Below are 25,173 nucleotides of genomic sequence, written 5' to 3'. Positions count from 1 at the left end.
GCGATACACAGATTTGTCTGGCGCATAAAAAGCATTTGAAATTGGTTTTTAATGTGTTTTAACGCTTGACAGGTTACCGTTTGTCTGGTAACCTTTAATTATAGTACAGTATATACATATATTAAATTTTAAGGGGGAGTGTATGAGCGAAGTTGTTTTGACCGATGCCAATTTTGAAGAAGAAGTGTTAAAATACAAAGGAGTAGTAATGGTGGACTTTTGGGCCACTTGGTGTGGACCGTGCCGTATGTTGGCTCCGGTAGTGGAAGAAATTGCTACTGAATACGCGGGCAAAGCCAAAATCTGCAAGCTGGATACGGACCAGGCTCCCGACGCTTGTGCCAAATACCGTATTTCTTCGGTTCCCACTATTATTTTCTTTAAAGACGGACAAATCGCCGGACAAACGGTTGGATTACAATCCAAAGCCGCTTTGCAGGAAAAATTAAACGCCTTGTTATAAGAGGTATTATATGAACAAAATTATTGTTGCGATAGCAGTTGGTTTTTTTGCGTTTTGCGCGGTTGATTTACGCGCACAGACTCCGGCTGCAGCGGAACAACTGACCAGTGCGTCGTATGCTTCGATGAAGAAAGATGACGTGTATGTCATTATGTTTACGATGAGTGGTTGCGGCCCGTGCGTAAAAGCCAAAAAAATGCTGCTGCCAGCCTTGGTCAAAAAATACGAAAATGTTTCCAATGTACACGTGTATGTGTTCCCCGTAGACACGGACAAAGCCGCCGCGGACGGAACATATTTATACACACAGCTGGGCGTTTCGCAGGCACCGACGTTTGTTGTGCTGTACAATGATACGCCAATGTTTTCCCACAGCGGGTTTTCTCCGGACTCGCAAGCTAAACTGGAAGCGGAAATCAACTCCGCCGTCGACCGCGTAAAATAAGTGTTTTATCCCGCCCCGTTAACGGGGCGGGTATCTTATAACATATCCCATTTGTGTATGACCAATTTCCAGCCTCAATTTTTTTTAGTGGACGCCCATAATTTTCTGCACCGTAATTATCACGCGCTGCCGAAACTGACTACCTCCTCCGGCCAAGAGGTGGGTGCGTTGTACGGGTTTATGCGTTGGCTGATTAAAATGCTGCGCGAATATAATCCGGCCTACGCCGCCGTTTGTTTTGATTCTGCCGGCGGCTGTGCGCGGCGCAAACAGTTGTGGCCCGCTTATAAGGGTACGCGCAAAAAGCCGGACGACGCGCTCATCAGCCAGTTGAATTTAGCGCGCGGAATGGTGGAACGGCTGGGGCTGGCTATGGTAGCCAAGCAAGGAATTGAAGCCGATGATTTAATGGCTTTTTTGGCCCGCCGCGCCGCGCGCGAAAACGTGCCGAGCGTGCTTGCCACTACCGATAAAGACGTATATCAATTTTTAAATGATTTCATTCATATCTGGCCTGGCGGCGGAAAGGACGGTTTCAAGGGGCCGGAAGCTGCCAAAGAAAAATTTGGCGTAGACGTAAACTTTCTGCCCGATTATTTTTCCATTGTAGGCGATGCAGCGGATAATATCCCGGGGATAATGGGCGTCGGTCCCAAAAGCGCGGTGGACTTGATTGAAAAATTCGGACACTTGGAGGATATCCTCCGCGCCGCCCATAACGACAGCCCGGATATCAAGGCTTCCGTCGCCAAAAAAATCCGCGAACACGAGGGGGAGGCGCTGCTTTCCAAACAGCTCGTTGTGTTTGATTCCGATTTGGATATGGCGTTTGATTTAAACGATTACCGCGTCCGCACGCCGGACCGCGCGGATTTAGCCGCGCTGTTTGAACAGTACGAATTTAAAAATCTGCTTGATTTGTATGACGCGCCTCGCCGCCCGTCCGCCGTTCAAACGATGCAGACTCCGGCGGCGGAAATGACGCTTTCGGATTCGCTGAAAAAGGCCGAGACCGCGCCGCGCATATTTTTGCACGCGCAGGATGATTATTTACTTTTAGGGCTTAGCGAGGAGGAATTGTCCCTCACGCCGCTTTCGGAGGTGCGTCCGTGGGAACGCGAAGCACTTAAAAAACTGGTGGAAAATGATGCGGTGGAAAAAATCGGTTATGATTTAAAACTGACGCTTCGTGAGTTGGATATTAACGTACACGGACAGTTTATCAATTGTTTTGACGGACGCTTGGCACGCTACTTGTTAAATCCGTCGGCTGATTTGAGCTTTTCGGGTGCGTGCGCGGATTATTTTTCCGCCATTATTAATGACGAAGACCCATTAGAGCTGCTGCGTGCATACAACCGTTTCGGGTGGAAACTGCGGGAAATTCTGACGCAAAAATTAAAAGAAAGCGGGCAGATTGCTTTGCTGCGCACGCTGGAATTGCCGCTGATGATGGTGCTGTCCGATATGGAATTTGCGGGGCTGCGCGTAGATACGGGGTGGCTGGAAAGTTTTAAAGTATTGCTGGAGCGCGAAATTGAACGCTTGCAAAAAGACGTGGACGCCCGCGCGGGATATCCCGTCAACATCAACTCCTCCAAACAGCTGGGGACGCTTCTTTTTGAACAGATGCAAATTCCGCCCGTTAAAAAAACGAAAACGGGCTATTCTACCGACGAAGAAGTGTTGGAACAAATCGCGCAGACATATCCTGTCGCGCGCGACATTCTGGACTATCGCGCCAACGCCAAATTAAAGTCTACTTACGTGGATAATCTGCTTTTAATGGCGGACGAGAACGATAAAGTTCACTCGTATCTGGACCAAACGGGTACGGTTACGGGCCGCCTGTCCAGCTCCAGCCCCAACCTGCAAAACATTCCCGTCCGCACCGAAAAGGGCCGTTGGCTGCGTAAAGCGTTCTGCGCCGCGCCGGACAATATAATGCTGAGTGTGGACTATTCGCAAATTGACCTGCGCGTTTTGGCGCACGAAAGCCAGGATCCGGCGCTTATTCAGGCGTTTTTAGACGGGGGAGATATTCACACCCAAACGGCTTCGCAGATTTTTAACGTGATGCCTTTAATGGTTACGGACGAAATGCGCTCTAGTGCAAAAGCAATTAATTTTGGTATCATTTATGGACAGGGGCCGATGGGGCTTTCCCAAGCGCTGGGGATTTCTATGCGCGAGGCCAAAGAGTATATCGATAATTATTTTAAGAACTTCCGCGTTGTGCGCGAATGGATAGATGCAAACGTCGCGCTCGCCCGCCAGAACGGTTACGTTAAAACGATGTTGGGCCACGTGCGTTATTTGCCCGAATTTAATATGGGTATCGGATCTATGGCGTCTTTTGCGCAGCGTGCGGCAATTAACACTATTGTGCAGGGCGGATCGGCGGACATCATAAAAAAAGCGATGATTGACGTTTTCTCCGCTTACCGCGATACGGACGTGCAGATGACTATGCAGGTGCACGATGAGCTCATTTTTGAACTACCGCAAAATATTTTGGGCGAAACGGCCGCACGCATTAAAGAGTTGATGCAAAACGCCGTGCGTCTGCGCGTGCCGTTGTTGGCGGCGGCCAAGGCCGGTCCCAACTGGTACGATCTGGAAAAACTGCCTTTATGACGTTGCGCGTAAAAAATAAATTGGTGGCGGGGCTTACGGGCGGCATTGCAAGCGGCAAGAGCACCGCGCTTGCGTATTTCGCCGAAAACGGAGCGGATACCTTGTCCGCCGACGATTTGGTGCGGGAGCTTTACAAAACTCCCGCTGTGCAAAAACAGCTGGCCGAATGGTTCGGCACGTACGATGCGGCCCAAGTGGCCGAACGTATTTTTTCGGATGACAAAGCCCGTAAAAAACTGGAAGATTTTTTGCATCCCTTGGTGCACGATATGGCCGTCAGGCGTATTCACGCGTCGGCAAAGCCCTTTGTCGTGTTCGAGGTACCGCTGTTGTTTGAAGCGGGGTGGAATAAACTGACCGATCTTAATATTTTAGTGGTGGGCGACCCGCAAATGCTGGACGAACGTCTGGCCGCGCGGGGCCTCAGCCGCCAAGAGTACGAACGCCGTCGGTCCGTCCAAATGCCGGACAGCAAAAAAGCCCGCCTTGCCAATGTGCTGTTTTTTAACGGGGGCTCAAAAGAAGATTTAGGACTAAAAGTGCAGCGTCTTTGCCGGGCGCTGGAATATATTTATGGATTTAAGTAAGGAGTCTATACATTATGGAAGAAAATACCGCGCAGGAAAAAACCGCAAAACCCGCCAAAGAAACTAAGACGGCCAAACCGTCCGCAGATACGCCAAAAGCAGAAAGAACCCGCCCCGTATATGAACGCCGAACTCCGCAGCGTTGTGTGCAATCGGTACGTCCGTTAAATGCATCCGCCGCGCCCGCCCGCCCTAACGGTGCCAAACCGATGGACGCGCGCGAACTCAATAAACTCAGCGTGCAGGAACTGACCAAACTGGCCGTCAATTATAACATTGAAGATATTTCCGGTCTGCGCAAGCAGGAACTCATCGGCCGTATCGTTGCCGTACAGGCCAAACAAAACGGTTCTGTATACGGCGGCGGCGTACTGGAAATTCTGCCCGACGGATTTGGTTTTTTGCGCTCGGAAGAAAACAACTATCTGGCGGGAGCGGAAGATATTTATGTGTCTCCTTCCCAAATTAAACGCTTCGGTTTGCGTAAAGGCGATACGATTGAAGGCCTCATCCGTCCGCCTAAAGACAACGAACGCTACTTTGCCATGCTGCAGGTGCAAAAAGTAAATGGGATGGATTCCGATAAAATTTATAACCGCCCGCTGTTTGAAAACCTGACTCCGCTGCACCCTAACGAACGTTTTACGCTGGAGGTGGATAAATCCTCGCTTACCCAGCGCGTTATCGATTTGATTGCGCCTATCGGTAAAGGCCAGCGCGCGCTTATCGTGGCTCCGCCCAAAAGCGGTAAAACGATGATTTTGCAGGCGATTGCACACTCTATTGCCGAAAACTACAAAGACGCCGTATTAATGGTGCTTTTAATCGACGAACGCCCCGAAGAGGTAACCGATATGAGCCGCAGCGTAAAAGGCGAAGTCGTCGCTTCTACGTTTGACGAACCGGCTGACCGCCACGTGCAGGTGGCCGAAATGGTAATCGAAAAAGCCAAACGCTTGGCCGAACAGGGGAAAGATGTGGTGGTATTGTTGGACTCTATTACCCGTTTGGCCCGCGCGTACAACACGGTGGCGCCGTCCTCCGGCCGCGTGCTGACGGGCGGTTTGGAAGCCACGTCCCTGCAGAAACCCAAACGCTTTTTGGGGGCGGCGCGCAATATTGAGGAAGGCGGTTCGCTGACGATTATCGCCACGGCTATGGTGGATACCGGCAGCCGTATGGACGAAGTGATTTTTGAAGAGTTTAAAGGTACGGGCAACAGCGAACTGTGTCTGGACCGCAAACTTTCCGAACGGCGCATTTTCCCCGCGGTGGACATTAACCGCAGCTCTACGCGCAAGGAAAATCTGCTACTCTCGGAAGACGAACTCAACAAAGTGTGGATTATGCGCAAAGTGCTTGCGCCGTTAAGCTCCGTGGACGCGATGACGCTTGTGCTGGATAAGCTGTCCTCCACCAAATCCAACAAAGATTTCTTTAAACAAATGGAAATGAACGCGTTTTAGTTGGGTGGAAAAAAGAAATTTTTGCCCAAAAACGTCCGATTATGGTAAAATAATCTATATAGATTTTTGAAAGGAAGAATTAACAATGAAAGAAAACTTACATCCCAAATACGATTTTGTCGAAGTCGTGTGCGCCTGCGGCAATAAATTTACCACCCGCTCCACCGCCAAAACTTTAAAGCTCGACATCTGCTCCGCCTGCCATCCGTTCTTTACGGGCAAACAGAAACTCTTGGACACCGAAGGTATGGTGGAAAAATTCAACAAACGCTTTGCAAAAACCGAAGGCAAAACCTTGGTCCGCAAACCGAAAACCGAAGTAAAAGCTAAAGCCAAATTGGCGAAAAAACCGGTAGCCGCCAAAAAAGCCGCCGTCAAAAAAACGGCCAAAAAAGCGGAAGCCGCCGAAGCGAAATAGCAACGCTTTTTTTAAAGAGCAGACTGCCCACAAGGAAGTCTGCTCTTTTTCTTTTGTAATAAGGAACCGTTATGGATACCTCTAAATATATAGCCGAATTTAAACAGTTGGAAGAGGAGCTTTCTTCCGGCAATTTGTCCGGTCAGGACTTGGCCGTAAAAGCCAAACGCCACGCGTTTTTAAAACCCATTATTGAAAAAGAGCAGGAACTTAACGCCGTCCAAAAGGCCATTGCGGACGACCGCGCGATGATTGAAGCGGGTGAGGATAAAGAGCTTGTTAAAATGGCCGCTGAAGAACTGGCGGAACTGGAAGCCAAACTGCCCGTTTTGCAAAAAGAACTGCGCGTGCTTGTTATCCCGCCGGATCCGAACGATTCCAAAAACATTTATTTGGAAATCCGCCCGGGCGCGGGCGGCGACGAATCCGCGCTGTTTGCGGCGGAGCTCTTGCGCGTGTACCAGCATTTTGCGCAAACCAAAGGCTGGACGACGGAAATTTTGGAATTTACGCCCACCGGACTTAAGGGTTGTAAATACGTCAGTATGTTTATCAAGGGCGACGGCGCGTACTCCTGGCTCCGCACCGAAGCGGGCACCCACCGCGTCCAGCGCGTGCCGGATACGGAAACCGCGGGCCGCGTGCACACGTCCACCGTCACGGTGGCGATTATGCCGGAAGCCGAAGAAATCGACATCGAAATCCGCCCCGAAGATTTGGAAATGGAAACGTGCCGTTCCGGCGGCGCGGGCGGCCAAAACGTGAACAAAGTGGAAACGGCCGTGCGCATTATCCACAAACCTACGGGCATTGTGGTTTCCTGCCGCGAAGAACGCCACCAGGGCAAAAACCGCGAAAAAGCGATGGCTATGCTGCGCGCCAAACTTTACCAGATTGAAGAAGAAAAACGCAATAAAGAAATTTACGATGAACGCAAAGCGCAGGTGGGCACCGGAGACCGCTCGGAAAAAATCCGCACGTATAACTTTCCGCAAAGCCGCGTGACTGACCACCGCACCGATAAATCGTACCATAACTTAATGGAAATTATGCAAGGTGCGATTGACCCGATACTGGAAGATTTGCGCGCCTACCGCGTGGAACAGAAACTCAAAAACTTGCAAATCTGATTCACGTTTGTTTTTGTACCGCCGGACGGCGTTGTTTAGGCGCTTCCGGCGTTTTTTAAAGATTTTTCATTTATGCAACCCACCTTGGAAGAAGTTTTGGACGGAGCCGTTTCCCGTCTGGTCGCGGCCGGTTCTGACGAACCGCAGGCCAACGCCGAATGGTTACTCGCCAGTGCGCTGGGCGTTACGCGCACGCATTTGCTAGTTAACCGCGCGGAGCGTATTACACCCGAGCAGCAGGACGCATACGAAAAAATGCTCGTGCGCAAAGAAGCGGGGGAACCGCTTTCGCACATTGTCGGCTTTCAGCCGTTCTGCGGTCTTAATATTCACGTAACTCCCGACGTACTCACTCCGCGTCCGGAAACGGAAGAACTGGCGGACCTTGTCAGCGCGCGTTTTGAACATCGCGGCGCGTACCGTTTTTTAGATATGTGCACGGGCAGCGGGTGTATTGCCCTTGCGCTTGCGGACCGTTTTCCCAAAGCCGTTGTTACGGCGGCGGATATTTCCGAAAAAGCTCTTTTGGTGGCGCAGGAAAATGCCAAGCGGCTGCATTTGGAGGACCGTATTCGGTTTTTGCAGTCGGACGTGTGGGAAAACGTACAGGATACGTTTGATTTGATTATTTCCAACCCGCCGTATATCCCGTCTAAAATTGTGGACACGCTGACGCGGGAAGTTTTACACGAACCGCGCCTTGCGCTTGACGGCGGCGCGGACGGGTTAGATGTTGTGCGGCCGCTTTGTTCTTTGGCGGCGGACTATTTAAATCCCGACGGACTGCTCGCCTTGGAACTGTGCAAAGGACAGGCGGGCGCGGTGGCGCGGGGGCTTATGGAAATCGGCTGGAACGCCGAGGTAAAAAAAGATATAGTGGGGATAGAGCGGTTTGTGCTCGCCCAAAAAATTTAATTTTTTCTAGGAGTTGTTATGGACAGATTTTTAATTCGCGGCGGCAAAAAATTGCAGGGAACGGTGCGCGCCAGCGGCAGCAAAAACGCCGCACTGCCGATTTTGGTGGCTACTCTTCTTACAGACGAACCGTGTGTTTTGCGTCGTGTGCCAGATTTGCGCGACGTGCGCACCACACTTAAAATTTTGGAATACCTGGGTAAAAAAATAACGTACGAAAACGGCACGGTGACCGTTTCCGCCGATGGACAGCTTAAAAACAGTTTGCCGTATGAACTTGTCAAACAAATGCGTGCGAGCTTTTGGGTGGCAGGGCCTCTTTTGGCGCGTTTTTTGGAAGCGGAAATTCCGCTCCCGGGCGGGTGCGCTATCGGGGTGCGTCCGGTGGATATTCATTTAAAAGGATTTGAAAAACTGGGCGCGACGTGCGAAACCAAAGCGGGTAACGTTATTTTGCGTGCGCAGGAATTAGTGCCTTCTAAAATTGTACTGCGTTTCCCCAGCGTGGGTGCCACACAGAACCTGCTGATGTGTGCGTGCTTAATAGAAGGCGAAACGGTGCTTGAAAACGTGGCAAAAGAGCCGGAGATTGACGATGTAGTCGATTTCTTAAACAAAATGGGCGCGGATATTTCCGCCGATGATAAAGGCCGCCTCATAATTTACGGTAAAAAAACGCTGCACGGCACGGAGCACGAAGTGATGTCCGACCGCATTGAAAGCGGTTCCTATATACTGGCCGCTGCCGCCACCCGCGGAGATGTTACCGTTACCGGCTGCGTACCCGAACATAACGCTATTTTGCTGGAGGATTTACAGGAAGCCGGTTTCCCTCTTACCATTACCAACGATTCCGTGCGCGTACACGCTTACAATGGGAAGATTAAACCTATCCGCGTGCGTACCGCGCCGTACCCGGGTTTTGCCACCGACTTGCAGGCCCCGTGGATGACGTTAATGTGTTTTTGTTCCGGTACTGCCGAAGTGGACGAAGATATTTTTGAAAACCGCTTTATGCACGCGCCCGAACTGGTGCGTATGGGTGCGGAAATTGTGACGGAGAAAAGTGTCGCGCGCATTACGGGCATAAAAGAGCTTTCCGCCGCGCACGTCCAAGCGTCCGATTTGCGCGGAGGGATGGCGCTTGTTATCGCCGGTCTGTGTGCAAAAGGTGAAACCGAGGTGGAGCGTATTTACCATATTGACCGCGGGTATGAAAACTTGGAAGAAAAACTTACCTCTTTGGGCGCGCAGATCAAGCGGTATAATCCCGAAAAATGAATTTTGATATCGTATTTAATTACATTTTAAAACGCACGGGTGTGGATTACGGCTCGGGACCGGCTGGATTTGCGCGTCTTTTGAAGCGGTTGGGCAACCCGCAGGAAAAATTTAAAATTGTTCACGTAGCGGGAACGAACGGCAAAGGTTCTGTAGCGACAATGATGGCCTGCGCATTGGAATGTGCGGGGTACAAGACGGGGCTTTTTGTATCGCCCCATTTGATAAACCCCGTGGAGCGTATCCAAATTAACGGAATGCCCATTTCCAAAAAATCCTTTTCTCAGGTTGTTGTAGAGGTATTTCAGAAGGAAGAGGACGCGCTCAATTTTTTTGAAATTTTAACCGCCGCTGCGCTTGTTTATTTTGCGCGCAAAAAAGTAGACTATGTTGTTTTGGAAACAGGGCTTGGCGGGCGGAAGGATCCCACCAACGTGTGTACTGCCGCGCTGAGTATTATTACCGCTGTCGGGATTGACCATACGCAATATCTCGGCTCCAGTTTGGCGCAAATCGCGCGCGAAAAAGCCGGTATCATCAAAGCCGGCGTACCCGTTATCAGCGGAGCGATGAATCCCACCGTACGCGAAATTATCGCTAAAATGGCGAAATCTAAAAATGCTCCGCTGACATTTGTGGGGCAGGGCGAACCGTTTTGGGAATCGTCAGTGGATATATCGTCGGGGCGTACGCTGATGCGCACGGATGACGGCTCCGTTTGGCCGCTGCACGCCTTGGGCGCGCGCCAAACGCTAAACGCTTGTGTCGTATATCAGGCGGCCAAAACGCTCGGGTTGCCGGATTGCGCGGTAAAGAAAGCGTTTGAAATAGTCGAATTGGCAGGACGGTTTGAGATGTTTTGCAACGGTAAAAATACCGTTGTGCTTGACGGCGCACATAACCCTCAGGCTGTAGAACTTCTAATGGAGTTTTGGCGCAAGACGGCGCTTTCCGAGAATGCAGTGCTCTTGTGCGGGTTTATGAAGGACAAAGACTATAAAAAAATGCTCGCGCTTTTGTGTCCGTATTTTAAAACGGTTATTGTTACCGTCCCGCCTTCTGTGCGCGGCGCGGGGGAAGATGAAATCCGTGCCGCACTTGCCAAAAATGCGCAAATCGTGTTCGAGCCGGACTGGAAGAAAGCCCTTGCCCTTGCGCTTACACATAAAAAAACACTTTGTACGGGCTCTTTTTATCTGGTCGGCGCGGTGCGCGCAAGGCTGGAAAGCAAAGCGTTTAAACGCGTGTAAAACCGAAGTGTTTTTCCGTCAGAAAATAGGGTTGACACGCGCGCTCTATTGTGGTTAAATTTAGTATACGTATTTTTGCGCGGAGAGCCAGCTATGTCTTTAGACAATAACCAATTTGAAGGTCACGGGGATATCGCCCAGTTTTTAGAAAAATTTAAGGAGCAGTCTTTTTCATCTTCCGTTACGCCTGCCGGTGCGGATTTTGGCGAGCGATTAATCCCTTCTAAACCTTCCCAGTATGAACGCACATTTGAAAAACTGGAACAAAAAATTCAGGAATTGGAAGAACGCTTTGAAGCCTCCGCCAGCCAAAACCAAATGATTCTTTCCGAGCTTGCGCGTACGCGCGAAGCGATGGAACGCCAAAAAGATCGTGACATTTTTTTGGAACACATTTCCCAAACGATTGCCAATTTAAAAGCCAGCGTGGAAAATTTATCCCGTGTTCGTCAGGAACATCGCGTATCGTATCCGGAGCCGGACGTGCAGCGCGGGTTTGACGCTCCGTCGGTAAATCCGCCCCATACGGCTATTTACCATTACCAACCGGAAAATTACCGCACCGCGCAAGAAGAAAAAGCGCGGCAAGAACACGAAGAAAAAGAGCGTATTATTTCCAGTCTGCACCAAAAAGCTTCCCAGTTAAAAGCTGTCAACAGTGCGCTGGACAGAGAAATTAAAAAAGTGCAGCAGGAAAAAATGGAAGCGCTTAAAAAATCGGCTGAGCAAGCCAAAGAAATTTTGTCTTTGCGCGACCAACTGACCGCTGCTGAAGAACGCTTTAAATCATTTGATTTTGAAGGCCGCATTGTTTCTATCCGGCAGGAATATCAGCAAAAAGTGGATAGTTTGGAAACGCAGCTGCAGGAAATTTCTGACACATGTATGAAGCAGGTGGAAGAAATCGAATCGTTGCGTGCGGAAAACGTAAAACTCCACAAAGCGGCCGCGGAAAAAGAAGCCGCCCTTAAGCGGTTAGAAGAAAAAGAACGCGAGTTGCAGGCGCTTAAAGAACAAATGACCGCTTTGGAAGCCGACCACAGCCGCAGTGCGCAGGAACAACTGATTGCGTTTACGGAAAAATTGCAGTCGCTCCAAACTCAGCGCGACGAGCTTTCCGTCCAGTTTGAATCTGCCCGTATGGAGCTGGAGGCCGTACGGCAGGAAAAAGAACTGCTTGAAAAGAACTTTAAAGAATTGGTGGAAAAAATCAATGCCAATGACGCAGTGATTGAGGAACTGAAGCAAAAGATCGCCGTGTTGGGCCGCCAAAATGAAGACTTAACCCAGCAAAATGTGCGCTTGACGAACGAAAAAGAAGAACTTGCCCGTACCAACGGAGCGTTGGATGCACGTATGCGCGCTGCCGAGTTAGAAAAAGATTCTTTATCTGCCCAAAGCGCGTCTTTGGCGCGGGAAAAAGAGGCGCTGGAAGAGCAAACCCGCGTGTTAAGCGCAGAGAGAGCGTCTTTGGCGCAAAATTTACAGGCCGCACAGACGGCTGCAGAAGATTTGACACGCGAAAAAGCCGAACTTACCGCGCGCAGCGAAGAGCTTACCCGCCAAATGCAGGAATTGGCGCGCGAAAAAGACAATCTTTCCATACGATCCGAGGAGCTGCTACGCGAGAAACAACGGTTTGAAGAACAGAATCGCGCATTAAGCAGAGAAAAAAATTCTTTATCTCAAAACTTGCAAGACGTCCGCCGTACGGCGGAGGATTGGGCGCGTGAAAAAGCGGAACTTTCTTCCCGTACTGAGGAATTGGTGCGCGAAAAAAATGCGTTGGAAGCCCGTGCCAAAGATTTAAACCGTGAGAAAGAAAAACTATCTCTCCGTGCGCTTGAACTACAAAAGCAGGCGGAAACGTTAGCGGCGGAAAGGCAGGAACTCTCGAAAGAAAACCGTCAGCTGCGCAACCAAAGCGCGGCACTTTTGGCTGCCCGCTTGGTGCAGGAAAAAGAGCGCGCTAACAAAGAAGAAATGCTTCGTAAAGCGGCCCCGTTGAAACCTGCCGTCCCACAAGTTCCTTCCGCGCCCGCCGCGCCTCAAGACCCGAAGCAACCTATTTTACATTCAGATAAAGCGGAGCCAAAGTGGCCTGTCTCTCAAACCGAAAAGGAACAGGTTCCTCTTTCGGAAATACCCGTTTCTATGAATGCGCGGGCCAAAGCCTCCGTGGTGAGCGAGGCGGATTTGCCGGAGATCAAAGTGGCGGATCCTGTGCCCCAGCACGAACAGCTTTTTGACGGGGAAGATTTTTTGGAGAAAACGGACAGCTTTATCGGCCGTATGAAATGGTCCATTTTCAGAGAAGACAAATAACCCGCTTATCTGAGCCTGATATTTTTATCAGGCTTTTTAACAAAAAGGAAAAAATATGTCCCGTTTAAATGTAGTTGTCTTATACGGCGGTAAATCCACCGAACACGAAGTTTCCGTGCATAGCGCGCAGACGGTTTGCCGTATGCTTGCTGTGCATCCGGAAAAATACCGAATTTATCCCATTTTTATTGATAAACAAGGTTTTTGGTTTTTGCAAAAAGAATGTGGTTTTAGAACCCCGCAGGATATGCCCGTTACGCCTGTTTTGCGTGCGGATGCCAATGTAACTGCGCTGAACGGGTCGTTGTCGTTTAAGGCGGACGTATTCTTTCCCGTGCTGCACGGTACTAACTGCGAGGATGGTACAATGCAAGGCTTGTTGGAGACGCTGGGCGTTCCGTACGTCGGCTGTGGAGTGCTGGCTTCAGCTATGGGGATGGATAAGGAAATTTCCAAACTGCTTGCTGCACAGGCGGGGGTGGAAATCCTGCCGTACGTTACCGTTTCGCGCGGCGAAGCTTATGACAAGGCGGAACTGGAAGCGTGGGTAAAAGAAACGGGTCTGCCCGTTTTTGTCAAACCGGTGCGTTTGGGATCCTCCGTCGGAGTGCGGAAAGTAAAAAAACTGGAAGAACTGCACGAGGCCGTATCATTTGCCCTTCAATTTGATTCGGACGTGATGATTGAAAAAGGCATAGACCGCGCGCGCGAAATTTTCTGTGCAATTTACGGGGAGGGCGCGCATTTAAAAACCTCTGCGTGTGGCGAATTGCGTACGGTAGCGGGTGAATTTTTTGACTATAACGCCAAATATATTGTGGCTGGCGGGTGCGAAACCAATGTTCCGGCCAACATTGCGCAGGATACGCAAATCTGTATGCGGGACGACGCGGCGGCCGTGTTCCGCACGCTTCGCGCAAGCGGACTGGCCCGCGTGGATTTTTTAATGGATAAAGACGGACGGTATTATTTTTCCGAAATCAACACGCTGCCCGGAATGAGCGAAACAAGCCTTTTTCCGCAGCTTTTTGAAGCGTCCGGAGAAGATTACGGCCAAATTTTAGACGGCCTGATCCGTCTTGCGCTGGATGTTCGTGCGCGTAAGGACACGCTGGCGTTAAACAGATAATTATGAACGCGGTAAGCAGACGTTTTTTTGGATTAAACATATGGGTAAAAGTAATTTTTTTCTTTTGCCTACTAGGAATGTTTGCCAACATCATACTCGTTTGTCGTGATATTGCTGGCGATGGAGTTTTACTGCGGCTGCATGCGGGTTTTTTAGTATTGTATGCGTCGCAGGCAGCGTTTATTTTGGTGCACGAACGGTATGTGTGCGTGCTGACTGTTCTGCAGGGCGTGCTTGCTCTCTTGAGCAGTGCGGACTTTACGTTTGCACCGCTGGTGCGCGTATTCGGGCGTATGTATTTTCTGTTTGGTACGCCTTCTGTGGAAGGAATGAAAGCATATAAGTATGTGTTTTTTTCGCTTTGTTTTACGCTTCAGATGTTGAGTGCGTTTGCGCTGTTTTCGCTCCTGCCCAAGTATACGCCCAAGAAAAAAGAAACGAAAGAAATTCCCGCTTAAACGGCAGTATCGAAAATTTTTTAATTCCCCCGTGAACGGATTCGTTTGCGGGGGGTTTTATATGGTCATATTGTAGAGGAGGCTGATCGTGTTGTTCAATTTTTTGAAGGGGTTGACCCGTTTTTTTTTTTTGATAAATTGGGATTATGACTTCTTTTATAAGGGGGGATATATCCTATGTATCAAAAACGCGGATTTACGCTTATTGAGTTGTTAGTTGTGGTATTAATTATCGGTATATTGTCTGCGGTAGCGCTCCCGCAGTACACAAAAGCGGTGGAAAAATCGCGTGCTGTACAAGCGGTAGTGTTAGTTAAAAGTATTCGCGATGCGGCAGAAATATATTATATGGCGAACGGTACATATCCGTCCTCGATTGATGATTTGGATATAGAACGTCCCGCTATGGTAAAAGATTTTGAGTGGGATAATAGTGGGGAGTGGAAAGACGGGCGTTTTTCGTTACGGCATACTTCTGATCCTGATTATTATATTATTGCCAGCGGCGCGGAACGAACTTCTTCTGGTGTAGGTGTACCAATAGAGTTTCTAAAGGGAAAAGTTTACTGCTCTAGCAGCAATACGAAAGGCCTTCAAGTGTGCAAAAGTATTGGATCACGGAATATAGAGGGGGCAGGCGGGAAATTTTGGGAATTATAACAAATTGAAAATTAAAAACACCTCGGATATTGGCCGAGGTGTTTTTGCTTACAGATTATTTAAAATTTTGGTATTTGCGGATGACTTCGTCCTTAAATTCCAAAAATGTACCGTTTTTAATTGCTTCGCGCGCGCGTTCCGTCAAACGGATTAAAAAGCGGATGTTGTGTATGCTCATCAAGCGGTGGCTGGTCAGCTCGGCCGCGCGGTACAGGTGGCACAGATACGCGCGGGAATAGCGGCGGCAGGTGTAGCAGTCGCACTCGGGGTCCAGCGGTATGTCTTGCGTGCGGTATTCGGCGTTTTTAATGTTTACGCGTCCGCCGCTCGTCATAGCCATTCCGTTGCGCGCCACGCGCGTGGGCCATACACAGTCGAACATATCCACGCCGCGCTCGATGGAATTTAAAATTTCCACGGGCGTTCCAAGTCCCATAAAATAGCGCGGTTTGTTTTCGGGCAGATTTTCGGTAACGGTCAGAACGGACTCGTTCATCTGCTCCAAGGTTTCGCCCAGCGAAAGGCCGCCGATACAATATCCGTGCGTAGGCAGAGACGCCATATGCAGCGCGGCTTCCTTACGCAAATCCGGGAAGATAGCCCCTTGAATAATACCAAACAAAAGCGAATTTCCGACGGTAAACGAACCGTCCGCATTTTGGGTGATGTGCTGTTCGGGTACGGTGTTTTGATAAGCGCGTGCGGCGCGTTCCGCCCAGCGTTTAGTGATGTTAAGGGCTTCGCGCGCGTCGTGCTTGGAGGGCTCTTTGGCGTGGATACAGACGTCCAGCATCGTCCAAATGTCGGAGCCGATTTCGCTTTCAAATTGAATCACGTTTTCCGGCGTAAAGAGGTGTTTGCTCCCGTCGTGGTGGGATTGAAAGGTAACGCCTTCCTCTTTGATTTTGCGGAATTTGGACAAACTGTATACTTGAAATCCGCCGGAGTCGGTCAAAATGCTTCCGTCCCAGTTCATAAATTTATGGAGTCCGCCCATCTGCTGCAGGATTTTGGTCGTCGGACGCAGATACAGGTGGTACGTGTTGGAAAGCAGGCACGTTGCTCCGGCGTTTTTTAAATCTTCATCGGTAAGCGCTTTCACGCAGGCCTGCGTGGCCACCGGCATAAACACGGGGGTCTGCACCGCGCCGTGTTTGGTGTACAGCACGCCGGTGCGGGCTTTGGAACGGGAATCTTTGGCTAAAATATGAAAAGGAGAATTCATATTTATATTTTATCATATCCTGCTTTGGGCTTTGGTAGATAAAAACAGGAGTGTCCGTTTTATTTTGTCTGGATTTGAGGCTTGTTTTATTTATGTTTTTTTATTAAACTGAATAATGAGGAGAGGTTGGCTGTTTATAATTTGTAATTGTCGTGCACCTAAAAACGCTTCCACAACATTGGGGGACGATTTTGTCTAGCCAATTTTTTTTCAGAACCAAAACGCAGAAAGAGCAAATTCCCGCGTTCTTTTGGTGTTGTAAGAATACTGAGGAGGGATGTATGAAGAAGAGCAAGAAAGCCTTTACGTTGACGGAGTTGCTTGTTGTCGTCATTGTGATAGGGATATTATCCGCGGCGGTCCTGCCGAAATTTAATAAAGTAATTGAAACGCGTAAAACGACGGAAGCGGAAGAGCTGATGGCGTCCATACGCACGGAACAGGAAAAACGCTGTGCGTTGGACAAGCCGTATTTAACGGCAATGTCTGAAATGACGGATATCGTAAAGAACAACTATACGAAGAACTTTACGATAGCGTTAGTCTCCCGCGGGATAGAGGCGGAGAGTCAGGGGAAATATACTTACACGCTAAAAATGCCGTCATATGCTGACGGGCGTATTTGTTGTGAGGGAACGGGGTGTAATAAATTAAACAAGAACTATCCCACGTGTGATGAACTGCGCGGGAAAGATGATTACCACGAATCGCCTGCGGAGTGTGCGGGAGTTTCATCGGAGGAAGAACCGAGCGGCCCTTGTGATATAGACCCGTACAGTTGTGAATGTAACCCGAACCAAGAGAAATGTTGCGCGGAGGACGAGGTGTGGCAAGACGGAAAGTGCGCTCCGAAGCCGAAAGAGTGTACGGGGCCGAAACCGGCGACGAGTCAAGAGTGCAACAAATGCGGAACGCAGACCCAAACGGTAACGTGTGATACGACGACGGGCGAATGGGTGGAAGGCGGTTTTGGCGAGTGCAGTATTGACGATGAAACGAAATGCGAGGAGAACAGCACGTGTTTAGATAAATTCCGAGCCGAAGAATTAAAATCGTACTGTGCGCAGCACGGTCTTGTCCCCTGGGAGTATTTTGCTGACGACACGAGGTTGTCTCCGTCCAACTGCTGTCAAAGCTGTGAAGATGCCGGTGGTGTAATGGATAATGGGGAATGTGTATCTCCTTATTGGACGGCCGAACCAACGGAAAAGGTAGTCGGTATTCGTTATGGAAAGCAATATCCTACTGTTGCTTTGCGTAGTGATTTTTGGGGATATCCCGATGCGAGCGGGGGGGTAGGGGGTGTTGCACAGTATGGTCTCTATCCTGGCGGAATGGGCGGTGTTTGTGATTTCTCCGGTTATGATACAATAGCTATGACGACTCTCAGCAGCTTTGACAGCCAGGAATTCGAGAAGCGTTGCAACCAACGCTGTAGCAAATCCGCTGGTTCTTGCGATTATACAGCCTATGAGTTGGGTGATGACAGCTGGACGTCTATATATGATTCTACCCAACGCGCCGGTCAATCTGAAGCCGTTTGTTGCCTATATGCTAATGATAATAGAGGCGCTACTTTGGGAGAACTCGCAGGCTGTGTGGAGGATGATGATCCTATGTTTTCGTTTCAAGGCGAACATTGCGGCAATGAGACTGGCGGTCCGGGAGATGTGTGTTACCCTAGGTGTGGCCTGAATTATTCAAACTTGGTTCTCTCTTTTACCACCAACCAGATTAAAGAATTTCAAGATCGTTGTGCTGCTGCTAGAGCAATCAATAAGGCTCAACAAGGTAAATGCACTGCTAGCGGCATTCCGTCGGATGCCTATACGTCTTCTGGCGAAGAAACCTATAGCGAGTTACAGTGGATGCAAGGTAAAGCTCAACCTGAAGATTCCGATTGTAAGGTGGTTTTATCGAACAAAAGTATAGAAGTTTACGGTGCAGTTGTTCAAAAATGGGAATGCGTGAAAGATCCTTATGGAGGAAAACCCTTGTTTAATTAAGTTATGCCGTATATTCAAAACGGGCGGTTAGAAGCCGCCCGTTTTTTACATATATTTATTAAAATAAAGAATATGAAATTTCTCTTTCCTTTTTTGCGCCGTTATAAGGACTGTTTGCTGTTTGCCGCGTTGGTTATCGGTTACGGGGTCTGGGGGATAATGCGCGGGCAGGTGTCTACGTGGGATTTGATGAATTATCATCTGTACAACGCTTACGCTTTTATAAACGGCCGTTTTGGTACGGACATTATGCCTGCGGGCGTACATACCTTTTTAAATCCGTTGTCAGACGTACCGTATTATTTAATGATTAGGTATTTAAATGATTATCCGCGCGTGATTGCGTTTATTATGTCGTGTTGGAGCGGGGTGTTGCTGTTTTTGTTTTACAAATTCTGCGCGCTGGTATATGGGCGGAAAGAATGGCTGTGGACGTGTTTTGCAGCGGTTTTTGCGGCGGGCGGGTATATATTTGTGACGCAGACGGGGTCCCAAAATAACGACATTTTCCTGAATGCTTCCGCCTTGTGTGGCATTTATTTATTTTTCCGTTTTCTGTTTAGACACACGCGCAAACGGAGTTATTTGTTTTGGGCGTCGTTTATTGTGTGCGGCGTAACGGGCCTTAAATATACGCTGGCGTGCGTACCGATAGCGATGTTTGCGGTGCTGTGTGCGAATTACCGGCATCTGAAAGACGTTCGGGAAGATTTTGGGGCGTTTGTCTTGGGAGGCTTAACGGGTTTTTTGGTGACCAATGGGTACTTTGTGTGGCGGTTGTGGGAACAGTATGATAATCCGGTATTTCCGTTTTATAATAATATTTTTAAATCGACATATTTTGAACCAGAGCATTTAAAAGATATACGTTTTTATCCGCAAACGGTGGTGCAATGGCTGTTTTTCCCGTTTTTGCGCTTTTTAAAACCGGAAGGAATTATTTCGGAGATGGTAAAAGATTATCGGATGGCTGCGGGGTTTGTTTCCTATTTTATCGTATTAGCGGTATGGTTAAAAGGCCTCGGGAAACGGACGGGTTTGGAATGGCGTAGGATGGGGAGTTTGCTGTTGTTTATCGGGGTGTTGTATGGGGTGTGGCTGAAGACCTTTGCCATATTGCGTTATGTGATTATACTGGAAATGTTTAGCTGTTTGCTGGTGGTGTACGTTATTAAATTGCTGCCCGTGCGTAAGTGGATTTCCATCTGTTTGGCCGTATTGGGCTTTACGTTTTTAATGCAAACTGTCGCTAAGGAGGACTGGGGGGAAAGACGCTTTGCGTTTGCAGGTAAAGTCATTGACATTAAACCGGCTTTGCCAAAGGTGGAACCGAACGCGTTGGTTATTTTTTGGGGATCGCCGATGTCATTTTTAGCGCCGTTTTTTCCGCAGGATGCGGTTTTTATTGGGGGGATAAGGTATCCTTCTTATAATAATCATTTTTTTACAATCCGGCAGCAGGCTCGTTTATTGAATTTTTTGCCGGAGATTTATTTTAAACATCATTTTGATGAAACAATTAGGGAATGTATCCGCAAACATTCCGGCCCGATATATATTGTAAGCGTTCCATGGGAAATGATGCTCGACCCGCAAACGCTGGCCCCTTACGGCTTGGAAAAAACGGGTGAGCGGTGTCAGGTGTTTAACTCAAATCTGAATATTTATTTGTTCCGCGGCGCCGGCTGGACTGTGTGCCGTGTGCGGAAAACGTCTGCGGCGGTTATGGCGGGCGGAAACTGAAAATTCCCAAGCCTTTCAGCTTGCGGAATACACAATACATATTTTCCGGACGCTGTACGCCGCACGCTGTAATCCGCACCTTGCAGGCGGCACTCTGGAAATTTTTATAACATAAAAAACCTCCGATGAAAATCGGAGGTTTTTTGTCGTCTTTCGGTAAAACCGTTATTTAGCCAAGCTTTTCCACGCTTTGGATTCTTCTTTCAACGCTTTTTTTGCGTCTTTGGCGGCCTGTTTTGCCTCGGCTTTTTTGGCCTCAGCGGCTTTTTTGTCCGCTTCTTTTTTGGCGGCCGCGTCGGCTTTGGCCTGTTTCAAAGCCGCTTTATTGGCTTCTTCTTTGGCTTTGGCCTGTTCTTTTAATTCTTTGGCCTTGGCTTTGGCGTCTTCTTTGGCCTGTTTGGCTTTCGTTTTGGCTTCGGCTTTTTTAGCTTCGGTAGCTTTTTTGTTGGCTTCTTCTTTGGCTTTAGCCTGTTCTTTTAATTCTTTCGCTTTGGCTTTGGCGTCTTTTTTGGCTTGTTCGGCCTTGGCTTTGGCGGTTTCGGAGGCGTTAGCTTGTTTGGAAGCGTTTTCTTTGGCGGTTTTTACTTTTGCCGCGGCGTTTTCTTTTTTTGCCTGAATGTCTTTTCTCAGCGCGCTGACTTTAGACAAGGTGCAATTGTTGATGCAGGTAACATCTTCCTTAGTGCAGCCGCAGTCGTCGGCGGCGTAAGCGGCGGCGGTTAAACCGAACGCCAAAGCGAGTACGAGTACTTTTTTCATTACGTATTTTCTCCTTATAGTTTAAAAGTCTTACATATTATTTTACTAAATTGGCGCTAAATTCCAAATGCGGGATTTTAGATTACAATTCCGGTACGGGCCGCGTTTTTTGCTAAAATATAATTATGGAAAGCGTTGCCGTCCCGTTGTGGGTAAATATTTTATTGGGGATTATCGTCGTCAATCTGTTGGTTTGGCCGCTCGCTTCGCGCTGGGTGGAAAGCCATTTGGAGCTGTTTTTGCTGGGGGTTGGTGCGGCGGCGGTAACCGTCAGCGGCGGTTGGAGCGTGGATTTTTTATATGAAACGCTTAATTATCCCGTCAACGTGGCGTTTATCGTGCTGATTGTCAGTGTTATTTTTAATAATTATTCGCGCTATATTTTCCGCGTGTTATTTGCTTTTTTTAAAAAAATGGAGCCGCGCTACAGCTTTGCAGTACTCATTTTCCTGTTGGGGATGACTTCTTCTCTTGTTAGCGTGACGGTTTCTGCCTTGGTGTTGGCGGAAGTATTAAAAGTGGTCAATTTGGAACGGACGGCCACCGTGCGCATTACGGTGTTTGCGTGTTATGCCATCGGTTTGGGCGCGGTGCTTACGCCGCTTGCCGAACCGCTGGGGTTGATTATCAACAATGCGCTTTCCGTTCCGCCGCATAACGCCGATTTCTTCTTTTTATTAAAACATTTCTTTTGGTGGATTGCTCCTGCTGTTTTGCTTCTTTCCGCCGCGGCGGGATATTTTGCGCGTAATGCGGGAACCACGCTGCAAATGCATATTCGCGAAGATAAAGAAACCTACTCTTCTATGTTGCGCCGCACGCTGCATATCTATATGTTCGTGGCTGCACTTAATTTAATCAGCACGGGGCTTCGCCCGTTAGCACAAAGCACCATTACGCATTTAGGTGGTAAGGTGCTCTTTTTGGCGAATGCGGTTTCGGTTATTATCGATAACGCCACGCTTGCCGCCATTGAAATCGTCCCTTCTATTTCGATGAATGATTTGGTCTATATGGTCATCGGCCTTGCCGCGTTTGGCAGCATGCTGGTGCAGGGAAATTTGCCCAACATCGTGGCCGCCGAAAAGCTGGGTATTAAAAGCCGTGAGTGGGCATCCGTTGCTGTACCGACGGGGCTTATCCTAATGGGCGGTTACTTCATTATCCTTTCTGTTTGTTTATAGATATTCTCTGCTGCGCCGAATAGGCTTTTGGGCTCTTGTATTTTCCCAACCGTATGCGGCGCAGAACCCTCTCAACCGTGTATATATTATGGCGCAGAACTTAAAGCAAAGAGCTCCTTGTGTAAAGAGGTGCGGACGAATGGCTGTAGATCTAGGTCCCTGCCTAGGTTTTATCTAGGTCTAAAGACCCTGGCATTTTGTGCGCGGAACAGGGTATACTAAAAAAAAAGGAGCTTAATATATGAACAAGATTATTTCCATTTTGACGGTTGCGGGCTGTATGGTCGTATTGACGTCGAACTCGTGGTGTCAAGCCAGTAAAATTGCTACGCAGTTAATTAAAAAAATGCCTTCTTCCTCCGCTTTAGATATTTTGGGTAATCGTTTTACAGCAGGTGCTGCAGCAGCCAAGACGCAGGCTTATATAGAAAGAACCGCAAGAATGGTCACAATGCAGCATTCCCCTGTCGCACTGAATCGGAGCGAGTTTAATACTTTTATTGCCCACCGGATTACCCCTACTCCAATCTCCAGTTTACGGGTGCGTTTAGTGGCTCCTTCTTTGGAACAGACGCAGAAATCTGTCCAAGAGTATATGAACTTTTTTACGGATTTCAGAGCAATGCGCCAAGAGGTAGATCCTGTTTTGGGAAATGCTCTGTTGGAAAGAACTGATTTGTTAGAAACAATGCATCCCTCTCAGTTGGGCTATTATACAGGGCTTGTTCATTCAATAAACCTTCGCTCGAAGAAACTGCAAAAAACCTTATTCCCTACTGATCCTGCATTAGCAGAAGCTGAGACATATCTTAACTTCGCGGAGAGTAAATTTAACAAGTTCTATACGCCGGACATTACGCCTAAGGGTTCTGTGGTCCGTCCGTTTGTAGAGGAAGAATTTTGGATGGAATACGACTGGCATAAGCCCGTGCGGGATGGGACATTGACTGCGTTGCCGGAGAACGTCCATATGGCGGTGTTAAACGATACAGAAGATATTCTGAATATGTATAAGCTGTGGGAGAAGCAGGGGCGTTTCCCTGAGGGGTGGAAGGTGTCTACCTATTATGATACGATGAATCTGCTTAACGCTGTGAAATCCGGCCAGAAATTTGATTTGATTATATCTGACATTAACGTTCCTGGCGGCGGCGGACGATATTGCGTCCATTGTTTGCGTGAAATGGGTATAGAAACGCCGGTAATCGGGTGCAGCGGGTATACGCGCGACAAAATCGATTCCAAAGAATTGCACGATATTGGTTTTGACGGTTATATGTACAGCGACGATATGTTTGAAGAAGATGCCGGTTTTTCGACTTGGAAATCCCATGTCGGCAATTATTACTACTATAAAAGAATAGGTGGCTGGCCGCGCTGATTGTGTGCCGGCCCGCTCCGTTTTTTGGGAACCGTTTCTGTTCTTGACAGACCCCGCCGATGAAGTTATAATGGGGAAAACGGTTCCCGTTTTTTATTTCATGCGAATACAAGTCTTACCGTAGTTTGCCGGATGCAGTTTGCTGTGCCGTACGTTTCACCCACCGTATAGGAGAACTTATGACAGACAGATTCGAACCCGCCGCGCGGATTCTTAAAGACCATCAGTACGACAGTTCCAAGTTAATTCCCATCCTCCAAAAAGTGCAGGACGAATACAAATATCTCCCCGAAGATATTATGCGTTTTATTGCCAACGAGCTGGAAATTTCTCCCGCCAAAGTGTTTGGCGTAGCTACGTTTTTTGCGCATTTTGCCATTACGCCCAAAGGCAAGCACATTATCAAAGTGTGCAACGGCACCGCCTGCCACGTAAAAGGATCCTCTTTCGTTATCAACACCGTAAAAGATATTTTGAAATTAAAAGAAGGGCAAGATACTACGGAAGACGGTTTTTTTACCCTGGAATGTGTATCTTGCCTGGGCGCGTGCGGGCTGGCCCCCGTCATGGTGCTCGACGACGTCGTTTACGGGCAAATTACCCCGGCCAAAGCGGCCGAACTGATTGATTCCATCGTCAAAGCGGAGGCCCAGCATGGCAACTAAGAATATCGAAAACATCGCGCAGGAATATAATTCGGCGTACAAAAAAATTACGGGCCGCGTGGTTATCTGCGGCGGCACGGGGTGTATTGCGGGCGGTTCGTTAAAAGTGTACGAAGCGTTCCAAACAGAAATGGAAAAACGCAAAATCGGTTTTTGCCTGCAAATCACCAAAGACTGCCACGAAAATTATTTAAGCCTCAGCGGCTGCCGCGGTTTCTGTGCGCAGGGGCCGCTCGTGAGCGTGGGCGACATTTTTTACACCAAAGTAAAACCCGAAGACGTGGCGGAAATCGTCGAAAAAACGCTTTTAAAGGGCGAAGTGATTGACCGTTTGTTATACCATAATCCCGCCTGCGACAAAAAAGCCAAAACGGTGGAAGACATTCCCTTTTACTCCCAGCAGGAACGTATCCTGCTGCATGACTGCGGACGCATTAATCCCGAAGATATTAATGAATATATCGCCCACGGCGGTTACGCCCAGGCCAAACGCGCGTATACGGAAATGACGGACGAAGAAGTCTGCAAAGAAATGATTGCTTCCGGCCTGCGCGGGCGCGGCGGCGGCGGTTTCCCGACGGGTAAAAAATGGGATTTAACCCGCGTGGAACCCGGCCCGAAAAAATACGTCATCTGCAACGCCGATGAGGGTGACCCTGGCGCGTTTATGGACAGAAGCGTTATGGAAGGCAACCCCAACGCCGTACTCGAAGGCATGATGATTGCCGCGCGCGCCATCGGTGCCGATGAAGGTTATATTTACGTGCGTATGGAATATCCGCTGGCCATTCAGCGTGTGCGCACGGCTATCAAACAGGCCGAAGAGCTCGGCATTTTGGGCGAAAATATTTTCGGTTCCGGCAAGAATTTTAAAATCAACGTAATGGAAGGCGCGGGCGCGTTCGTCTGCGGCGAAGAAACCGCGCTTATCGCCTCCGTGGAAGGCAAACGCGGTATGCCCAAAATCAAACCGCCGTTCCCCAGCCAGTGCGGTTTGTTCGGCAAACCCACGGTCATCAATAACGTGGAAACGTTAGCGACCGTCG

General features: G+C 48.8%; 22 protein-coding genes. 20 read left to right on the top strand and 2 right to left on the bottom strand.

What is annotated here, in order from left to right; translation table 11 throughout:
• Window positions 1-142 precede the first annotated feature (142 nt).
• The 14 genes from trxA (at window position 143) to ACI351_RS05780 (ending at window position 15,164) form a co-directional block, all read left to right on the top strand.
• Window positions 143-463 (top strand): thioredoxin, encoded by a 321-nt coding sequence (trxA, locus tag ACI351_RS05845; protein WP_439734312.1) that lies wholly within the window; start codon window positions 143-145, stop codon window positions 461-463.
• A gap of 10 nt (window positions 464-473) precedes the next feature.
• Entirely contained in the window at window positions 474-908 is a 435-nt protein-coding gene (locus ACI351_RS05840; protein WP_439734311.1) for a thioredoxin family protein, read from the top strand.
• A 57-nt stretch (window positions 909-965) separates the two neighbouring features.
• Window positions 966-3,545: a DNA polymerase I gene (polA, locus tag ACI351_RS05835; RefSeq protein WP_439734310.1), complete on the top strand. Its 2,580-nt coding sequence runs from the start codon at window positions 966-968 to the stop codon at window positions 3,543-3,545.
• Entirely contained in the window at window positions 3,542-4,132 is a 591-nt protein-coding gene (coaE, locus tag ACI351_RS05830; protein WP_439734309.1) for a dephospho-CoA kinase, read from the top strand. The genes polA and coaE overlap by 4 nt, the downstream gene beginning before the upstream one ends.
• Before the next feature lie 209 nt (window positions 4,133-4,341).
• Window positions 4,342-5,598 (top strand): transcription termination factor Rho, encoded by a 1,257-nt coding sequence (gene rho, locus ACI351_RS05825; protein WP_439734400.1) that lies wholly within the window; start codon window positions 4,342-4,344, stop codon window positions 5,596-5,598.
• Between the two features lie 85 nt (window positions 5,599-5,683).
• Window positions 5,684-6,016, top strand: coding sequence for a 50S ribosomal protein L31 (gene rpmE, locus ACI351_RS05820; protein ID WP_439734308.1), 333 nt, complete (start codon window positions 5,684-5,686; stop codon window positions 6,014-6,016).
• Window positions 6,017-6,087: 71 nt separating this feature from the next.
• Entirely contained in the window at window positions 6,088-7,146 is a 1,059-nt protein-coding gene (gene prfA / locus ACI351_RS05815) for a peptide chain release factor 1 (RefSeq protein WP_439734307.1), read from the top strand.
• A 72-nt stretch (window positions 7,147-7,218) separates the two neighbouring features.
• A complete protein-coding gene (prmC, locus tag ACI351_RS05810; RefSeq protein ID WP_439734306.1) occupies window positions 7,219-8,061 on the top strand; it encodes a peptide chain release factor N(5)-glutamine methyltransferase in 843 nt (280 codons plus the stop codon).
• Window positions 8,062-8,079: 18 nt separating this feature from the next.
• Entirely contained in the window at window positions 8,080-9,342 is a 1,263-nt protein-coding gene (murA, locus tag ACI351_RS05805) for a UDP-N-acetylglucosamine 1-carboxyvinyltransferase (protein ID WP_439734305.1), read from the top strand.
• Window positions 9,339-10,592, top strand: a complete 1,254-nt coding sequence (locus ACI351_RS05800; protein ID WP_439734304.1) for a bifunctional folylpolyglutamate synthase/dihydrofolate synthase — start codon at window positions 9,339-9,341, stop codon at window positions 10,590-10,592. The genes murA and ACI351_RS05800 overlap by 4 nt, the downstream gene beginning before the upstream one ends.
• 93 nt (window positions 10,593-10,685) lie before the next feature.
• Window positions 10,686-12,917: a hypothetical protein gene (locus ACI351_RS05795; RefSeq protein WP_439734303.1), complete on the top strand. Its 2,232-nt coding sequence runs from the start codon at window positions 10,686-10,688 to the stop codon at window positions 12,915-12,917.
• A gap of 55 nt (window positions 12,918-12,972) precedes the next feature.
• Complete coding sequence (locus ACI351_RS05790) at window positions 12,973-14,046, top strand: D-alanine--D-alanine ligase family protein (protein ID WP_439734302.1); 1,074 nt, start codon at window positions 12,973-12,975, stop codon at window positions 14,044-14,046.
• 77 nt (window positions 14,047-14,123) lie between these two features.
• Window positions 14,124-14,504 carry a hypothetical protein gene (locus ACI351_RS05785; RefSeq protein WP_439734301.1) on the top strand — a complete coding sequence of 127 codons (381 nt, stop codon included), beginning with the start codon at window positions 14,124-14,126 and terminating at the stop codon, window positions 14,502-14,504.
• A gap of 177 nt (window positions 14,505-14,681) precedes the next feature.
• Window positions 14,682-15,164 carry a type IV pilin protein gene (locus ACI351_RS05780; protein ID WP_439734300.1) on the top strand — a complete coding sequence of 161 codons (483 nt, stop codon included), beginning with the start codon at window positions 14,682-14,684 and terminating at the stop codon, window positions 15,162-15,164.
• A 55-nt stretch (window positions 15,165-15,219) separates the two neighbouring features.
• Here the strand turns inward: ACI351_RS05780 and tgt are convergent, their stop codons facing one another.
• Window positions 15,220-16,389: a tRNA guanosine(34) transglycosylase Tgt gene (gene tgt / locus ACI351_RS05775; protein WP_439734299.1), complete on the bottom strand. Its 1,170-nt coding sequence runs from the start codon at window positions 16,387-16,389 to the stop codon at window positions 15,220-15,222.
• A 281-nt stretch (window positions 16,390-16,670) separates the two neighbouring features.
• Between tgt and ACI351_RS05770 the strand changes: the two genes are divergently transcribed.
• Entirely contained in the window at window positions 16,671-18,395 is a 1,725-nt protein-coding gene (locus ACI351_RS05770; protein ID WP_439734298.1) for a type IV pilin protein, read from the top strand.
• A 72-nt stretch (window positions 18,396-18,467) separates the two neighbouring features.
• Complete coding sequence (locus tag ACI351_RS05765) at window positions 18,468-20,138, top strand: hypothetical protein (RefSeq protein WP_439734297.1); 1,671 nt, start codon at window positions 18,468-18,470, stop codon at window positions 20,136-20,138.
• A gap of 165 nt (window positions 20,139-20,303) precedes the next feature.
• On the opposite strand, the gene ACI351_RS05760 is transcribed toward ACI351_RS05765, so the two are convergent.
• A complete protein-coding gene (locus ACI351_RS05760; RefSeq protein ID WP_439734296.1) occupies window positions 20,304-20,897 on the bottom strand; it encodes a hypothetical protein in 594 nt (197 codons plus the stop codon).
• 125 nt (window positions 20,898-21,022) lie between these two features.
• Here ACI351_RS05760 and ACI351_RS05755 point away from each other — a divergent pair, with 125 nt between their 5' ends.
• From ACI351_RS05755 to ACI351_RS05740, 4 genes are all read left to right on the top strand, one after another.
• Window positions 21,023-22,081, top strand: a complete 1,059-nt coding sequence (locus ACI351_RS05755) for a DUF1646 family protein (RefSeq protein WP_439734295.1) — start codon at window positions 21,023-21,025, stop codon at window positions 22,079-22,081.
• Window positions 22,082-22,322: 241 nt separating this feature from the next.
• Complete coding sequence (locus ACI351_RS05750) at window positions 22,323-23,462, top strand: hypothetical protein (protein ID WP_439734294.1); 1,140 nt, start codon at window positions 22,323-22,325, stop codon at window positions 23,460-23,462.
• A gap of 179 nt (window positions 23,463-23,641) precedes the next feature.
• Window positions 23,642-24,127 (top strand): NADH-quinone oxidoreductase subunit NuoE family protein, encoded by a 486-nt coding sequence (locus tag ACI351_RS05745; protein ID WP_439734293.1) that lies wholly within the window; start codon window positions 23,642-23,644, stop codon window positions 24,125-24,127.
• Window positions 24,117-25,173 (top strand): NAD(P)H-dependent oxidoreductase subunit E (locus tag ACI351_RS05740; RefSeq protein WP_439734292.1); only part of this gene is annotated, 1,057 nt, incomplete at its 3' end. The genes ACI351_RS05745 and ACI351_RS05740, both read left to right, overlap by 11 nt.

The sequence above is a fragment of the Candidatus Avelusimicrobium sp. genome (assembly GCF_051874775.1).
Lineage (GTDB): Bacteria > Elusimicrobiota > Elusimicrobia > Elusimicrobiales > Elusimicrobiaceae > Avelusimicrobium.
Note: the sequence above shows the minus strand (reverse complement) of the source record. Positions and strands in the feature narration are given on the sequence as shown.

What these genes read in the sequence shown, in the direction of transcription:
- murA (WP_439734305.1), top strand. Translation starts at nt 8,080, where the DNA reads ATGGACAGATTTTTAATTCGCGGCGGCAAAAAATTGCAGGGAACGGTG.
- tgt (WP_439734299.1), bottom strand. Translation starts at nt 16,389, where the DNA reads ATGAATTCTCCTTTTCATATTTTAGCCAAAGATTCCCGTTCCAAAGCC.
- ACI351_RS05760 (WP_439734296.1), bottom strand. Translation starts at nt 20,897, where the DNA reads ATGAAAAAAGTACTCGTACTCGCTTTGGCGTTCGGTTTAACCGCCGCC.
- ACI351_RS05755 (WP_439734295.1), top strand. Translation starts at nt 21,023, where the DNA reads ATGGAAAGCGTTGCCGTCCCGTTGTGGGTAAATATTTTATTGGGGATT.
- rpmE (WP_439734308.1), top strand. Translation starts at nt 5,684, where the DNA reads ATGAAAGAAAACTTACATCCCAAATACGATTTTGTCGAAGTCGTGTGC.
- ACI351_RS05785 (WP_439734301.1), top strand. Translation starts at nt 14,124, where the DNA reads ATGTTTGCCAACATCATACTCGTTTGTCGTGATATTGCTGGCGATGGA.
- ACI351_RS05780 (WP_439734300.1), top strand. Translation starts at nt 14,682, where the DNA reads ATGTATCAAAAACGCGGATTTACGCTTATTGAGTTGTTAGTTGTGGTA.
- polA (WP_439734310.1), top strand. Translation starts at nt 966, where the DNA reads ATGACCAATTTCCAGCCTCAATTTTTTTTAGTGGACGCCCATAATTTT.
- trxA (WP_439734312.1), top strand. Translation starts at nt 143, where the DNA reads ATGAGCGAAGTTGTTTTGACCGATGCCAATTTTGAAGAAGAAGTGTTA.
- ACI351_RS05765 (WP_439734297.1), top strand. Translation starts at nt 18,468, where the DNA reads ATGAAATTTCTCTTTCCTTTTTTGCGCCGTTATAAGGACTGTTTGCTG.
- prfA (WP_439734307.1), top strand. Translation starts at nt 6,088, where the DNA reads ATGGATACCTCTAAATATATAGCCGAATTTAAACAGTTGGAAGAGGAG.
- ACI351_RS05800 (WP_439734304.1), top strand. Translation starts at nt 9,339, where the DNA reads ATGAATTTTGATATCGTATTTAATTACATTTTAAAACGCACGGGTGTG.
- prmC (WP_439734306.1), top strand. Translation starts at nt 7,219, where the DNA reads ATGCAACCCACCTTGGAAGAAGTTTTGGACGGAGCCGTTTCCCGTCTG.
- ACI351_RS05795 (WP_439734303.1), top strand. Translation starts at nt 10,686, where the DNA reads ATGTCTTTAGACAATAACCAATTTGAAGGTCACGGGGATATCGCCCAG.
- coaE (WP_439734309.1), top strand. Translation starts at nt 3,542, where the DNA reads ATGACGTTGCGCGTAAAAAATAAATTGGTGGCGGGGCTTACGGGCGGC.
- ACI351_RS05745 (WP_439734293.1), top strand. Translation starts at nt 23,642, where the DNA reads ATGACAGACAGATTCGAACCCGCCGCGCGGATTCTTAAAGACCATCAG.
- ACI351_RS05840 (WP_439734311.1), top strand. Translation starts at nt 474, where the DNA reads ATGAACAAAATTATTGTTGCGATAGCAGTTGGTTTTTTTGCGTTTTGC.
- rho (WP_439734400.1), top strand. Translation starts at nt 4,342, where the DNA reads ATGGACGCGCGCGAACTCAATAAACTCAGCGTGCAGGAACTGACCAAA.
- ACI351_RS05790 (WP_439734302.1), top strand. Translation starts at nt 12,973, where the DNA reads ATGTCCCGTTTAAATGTAGTTGTCTTATACGGCGGTAAATCCACCGAA.
- ACI351_RS05750 (WP_439734294.1), top strand. Translation starts at nt 22,323, where the DNA reads ATGAACAAGATTATTTCCATTTTGACGGTTGCGGGCTGTATGGTCGTA.
- ACI351_RS05770 (WP_439734298.1), top strand. Translation starts at nt 16,671, where the DNA reads ATGAAGAAGAGCAAGAAAGCCTTTACGTTGACGGAGTTGCTTGTTGTC.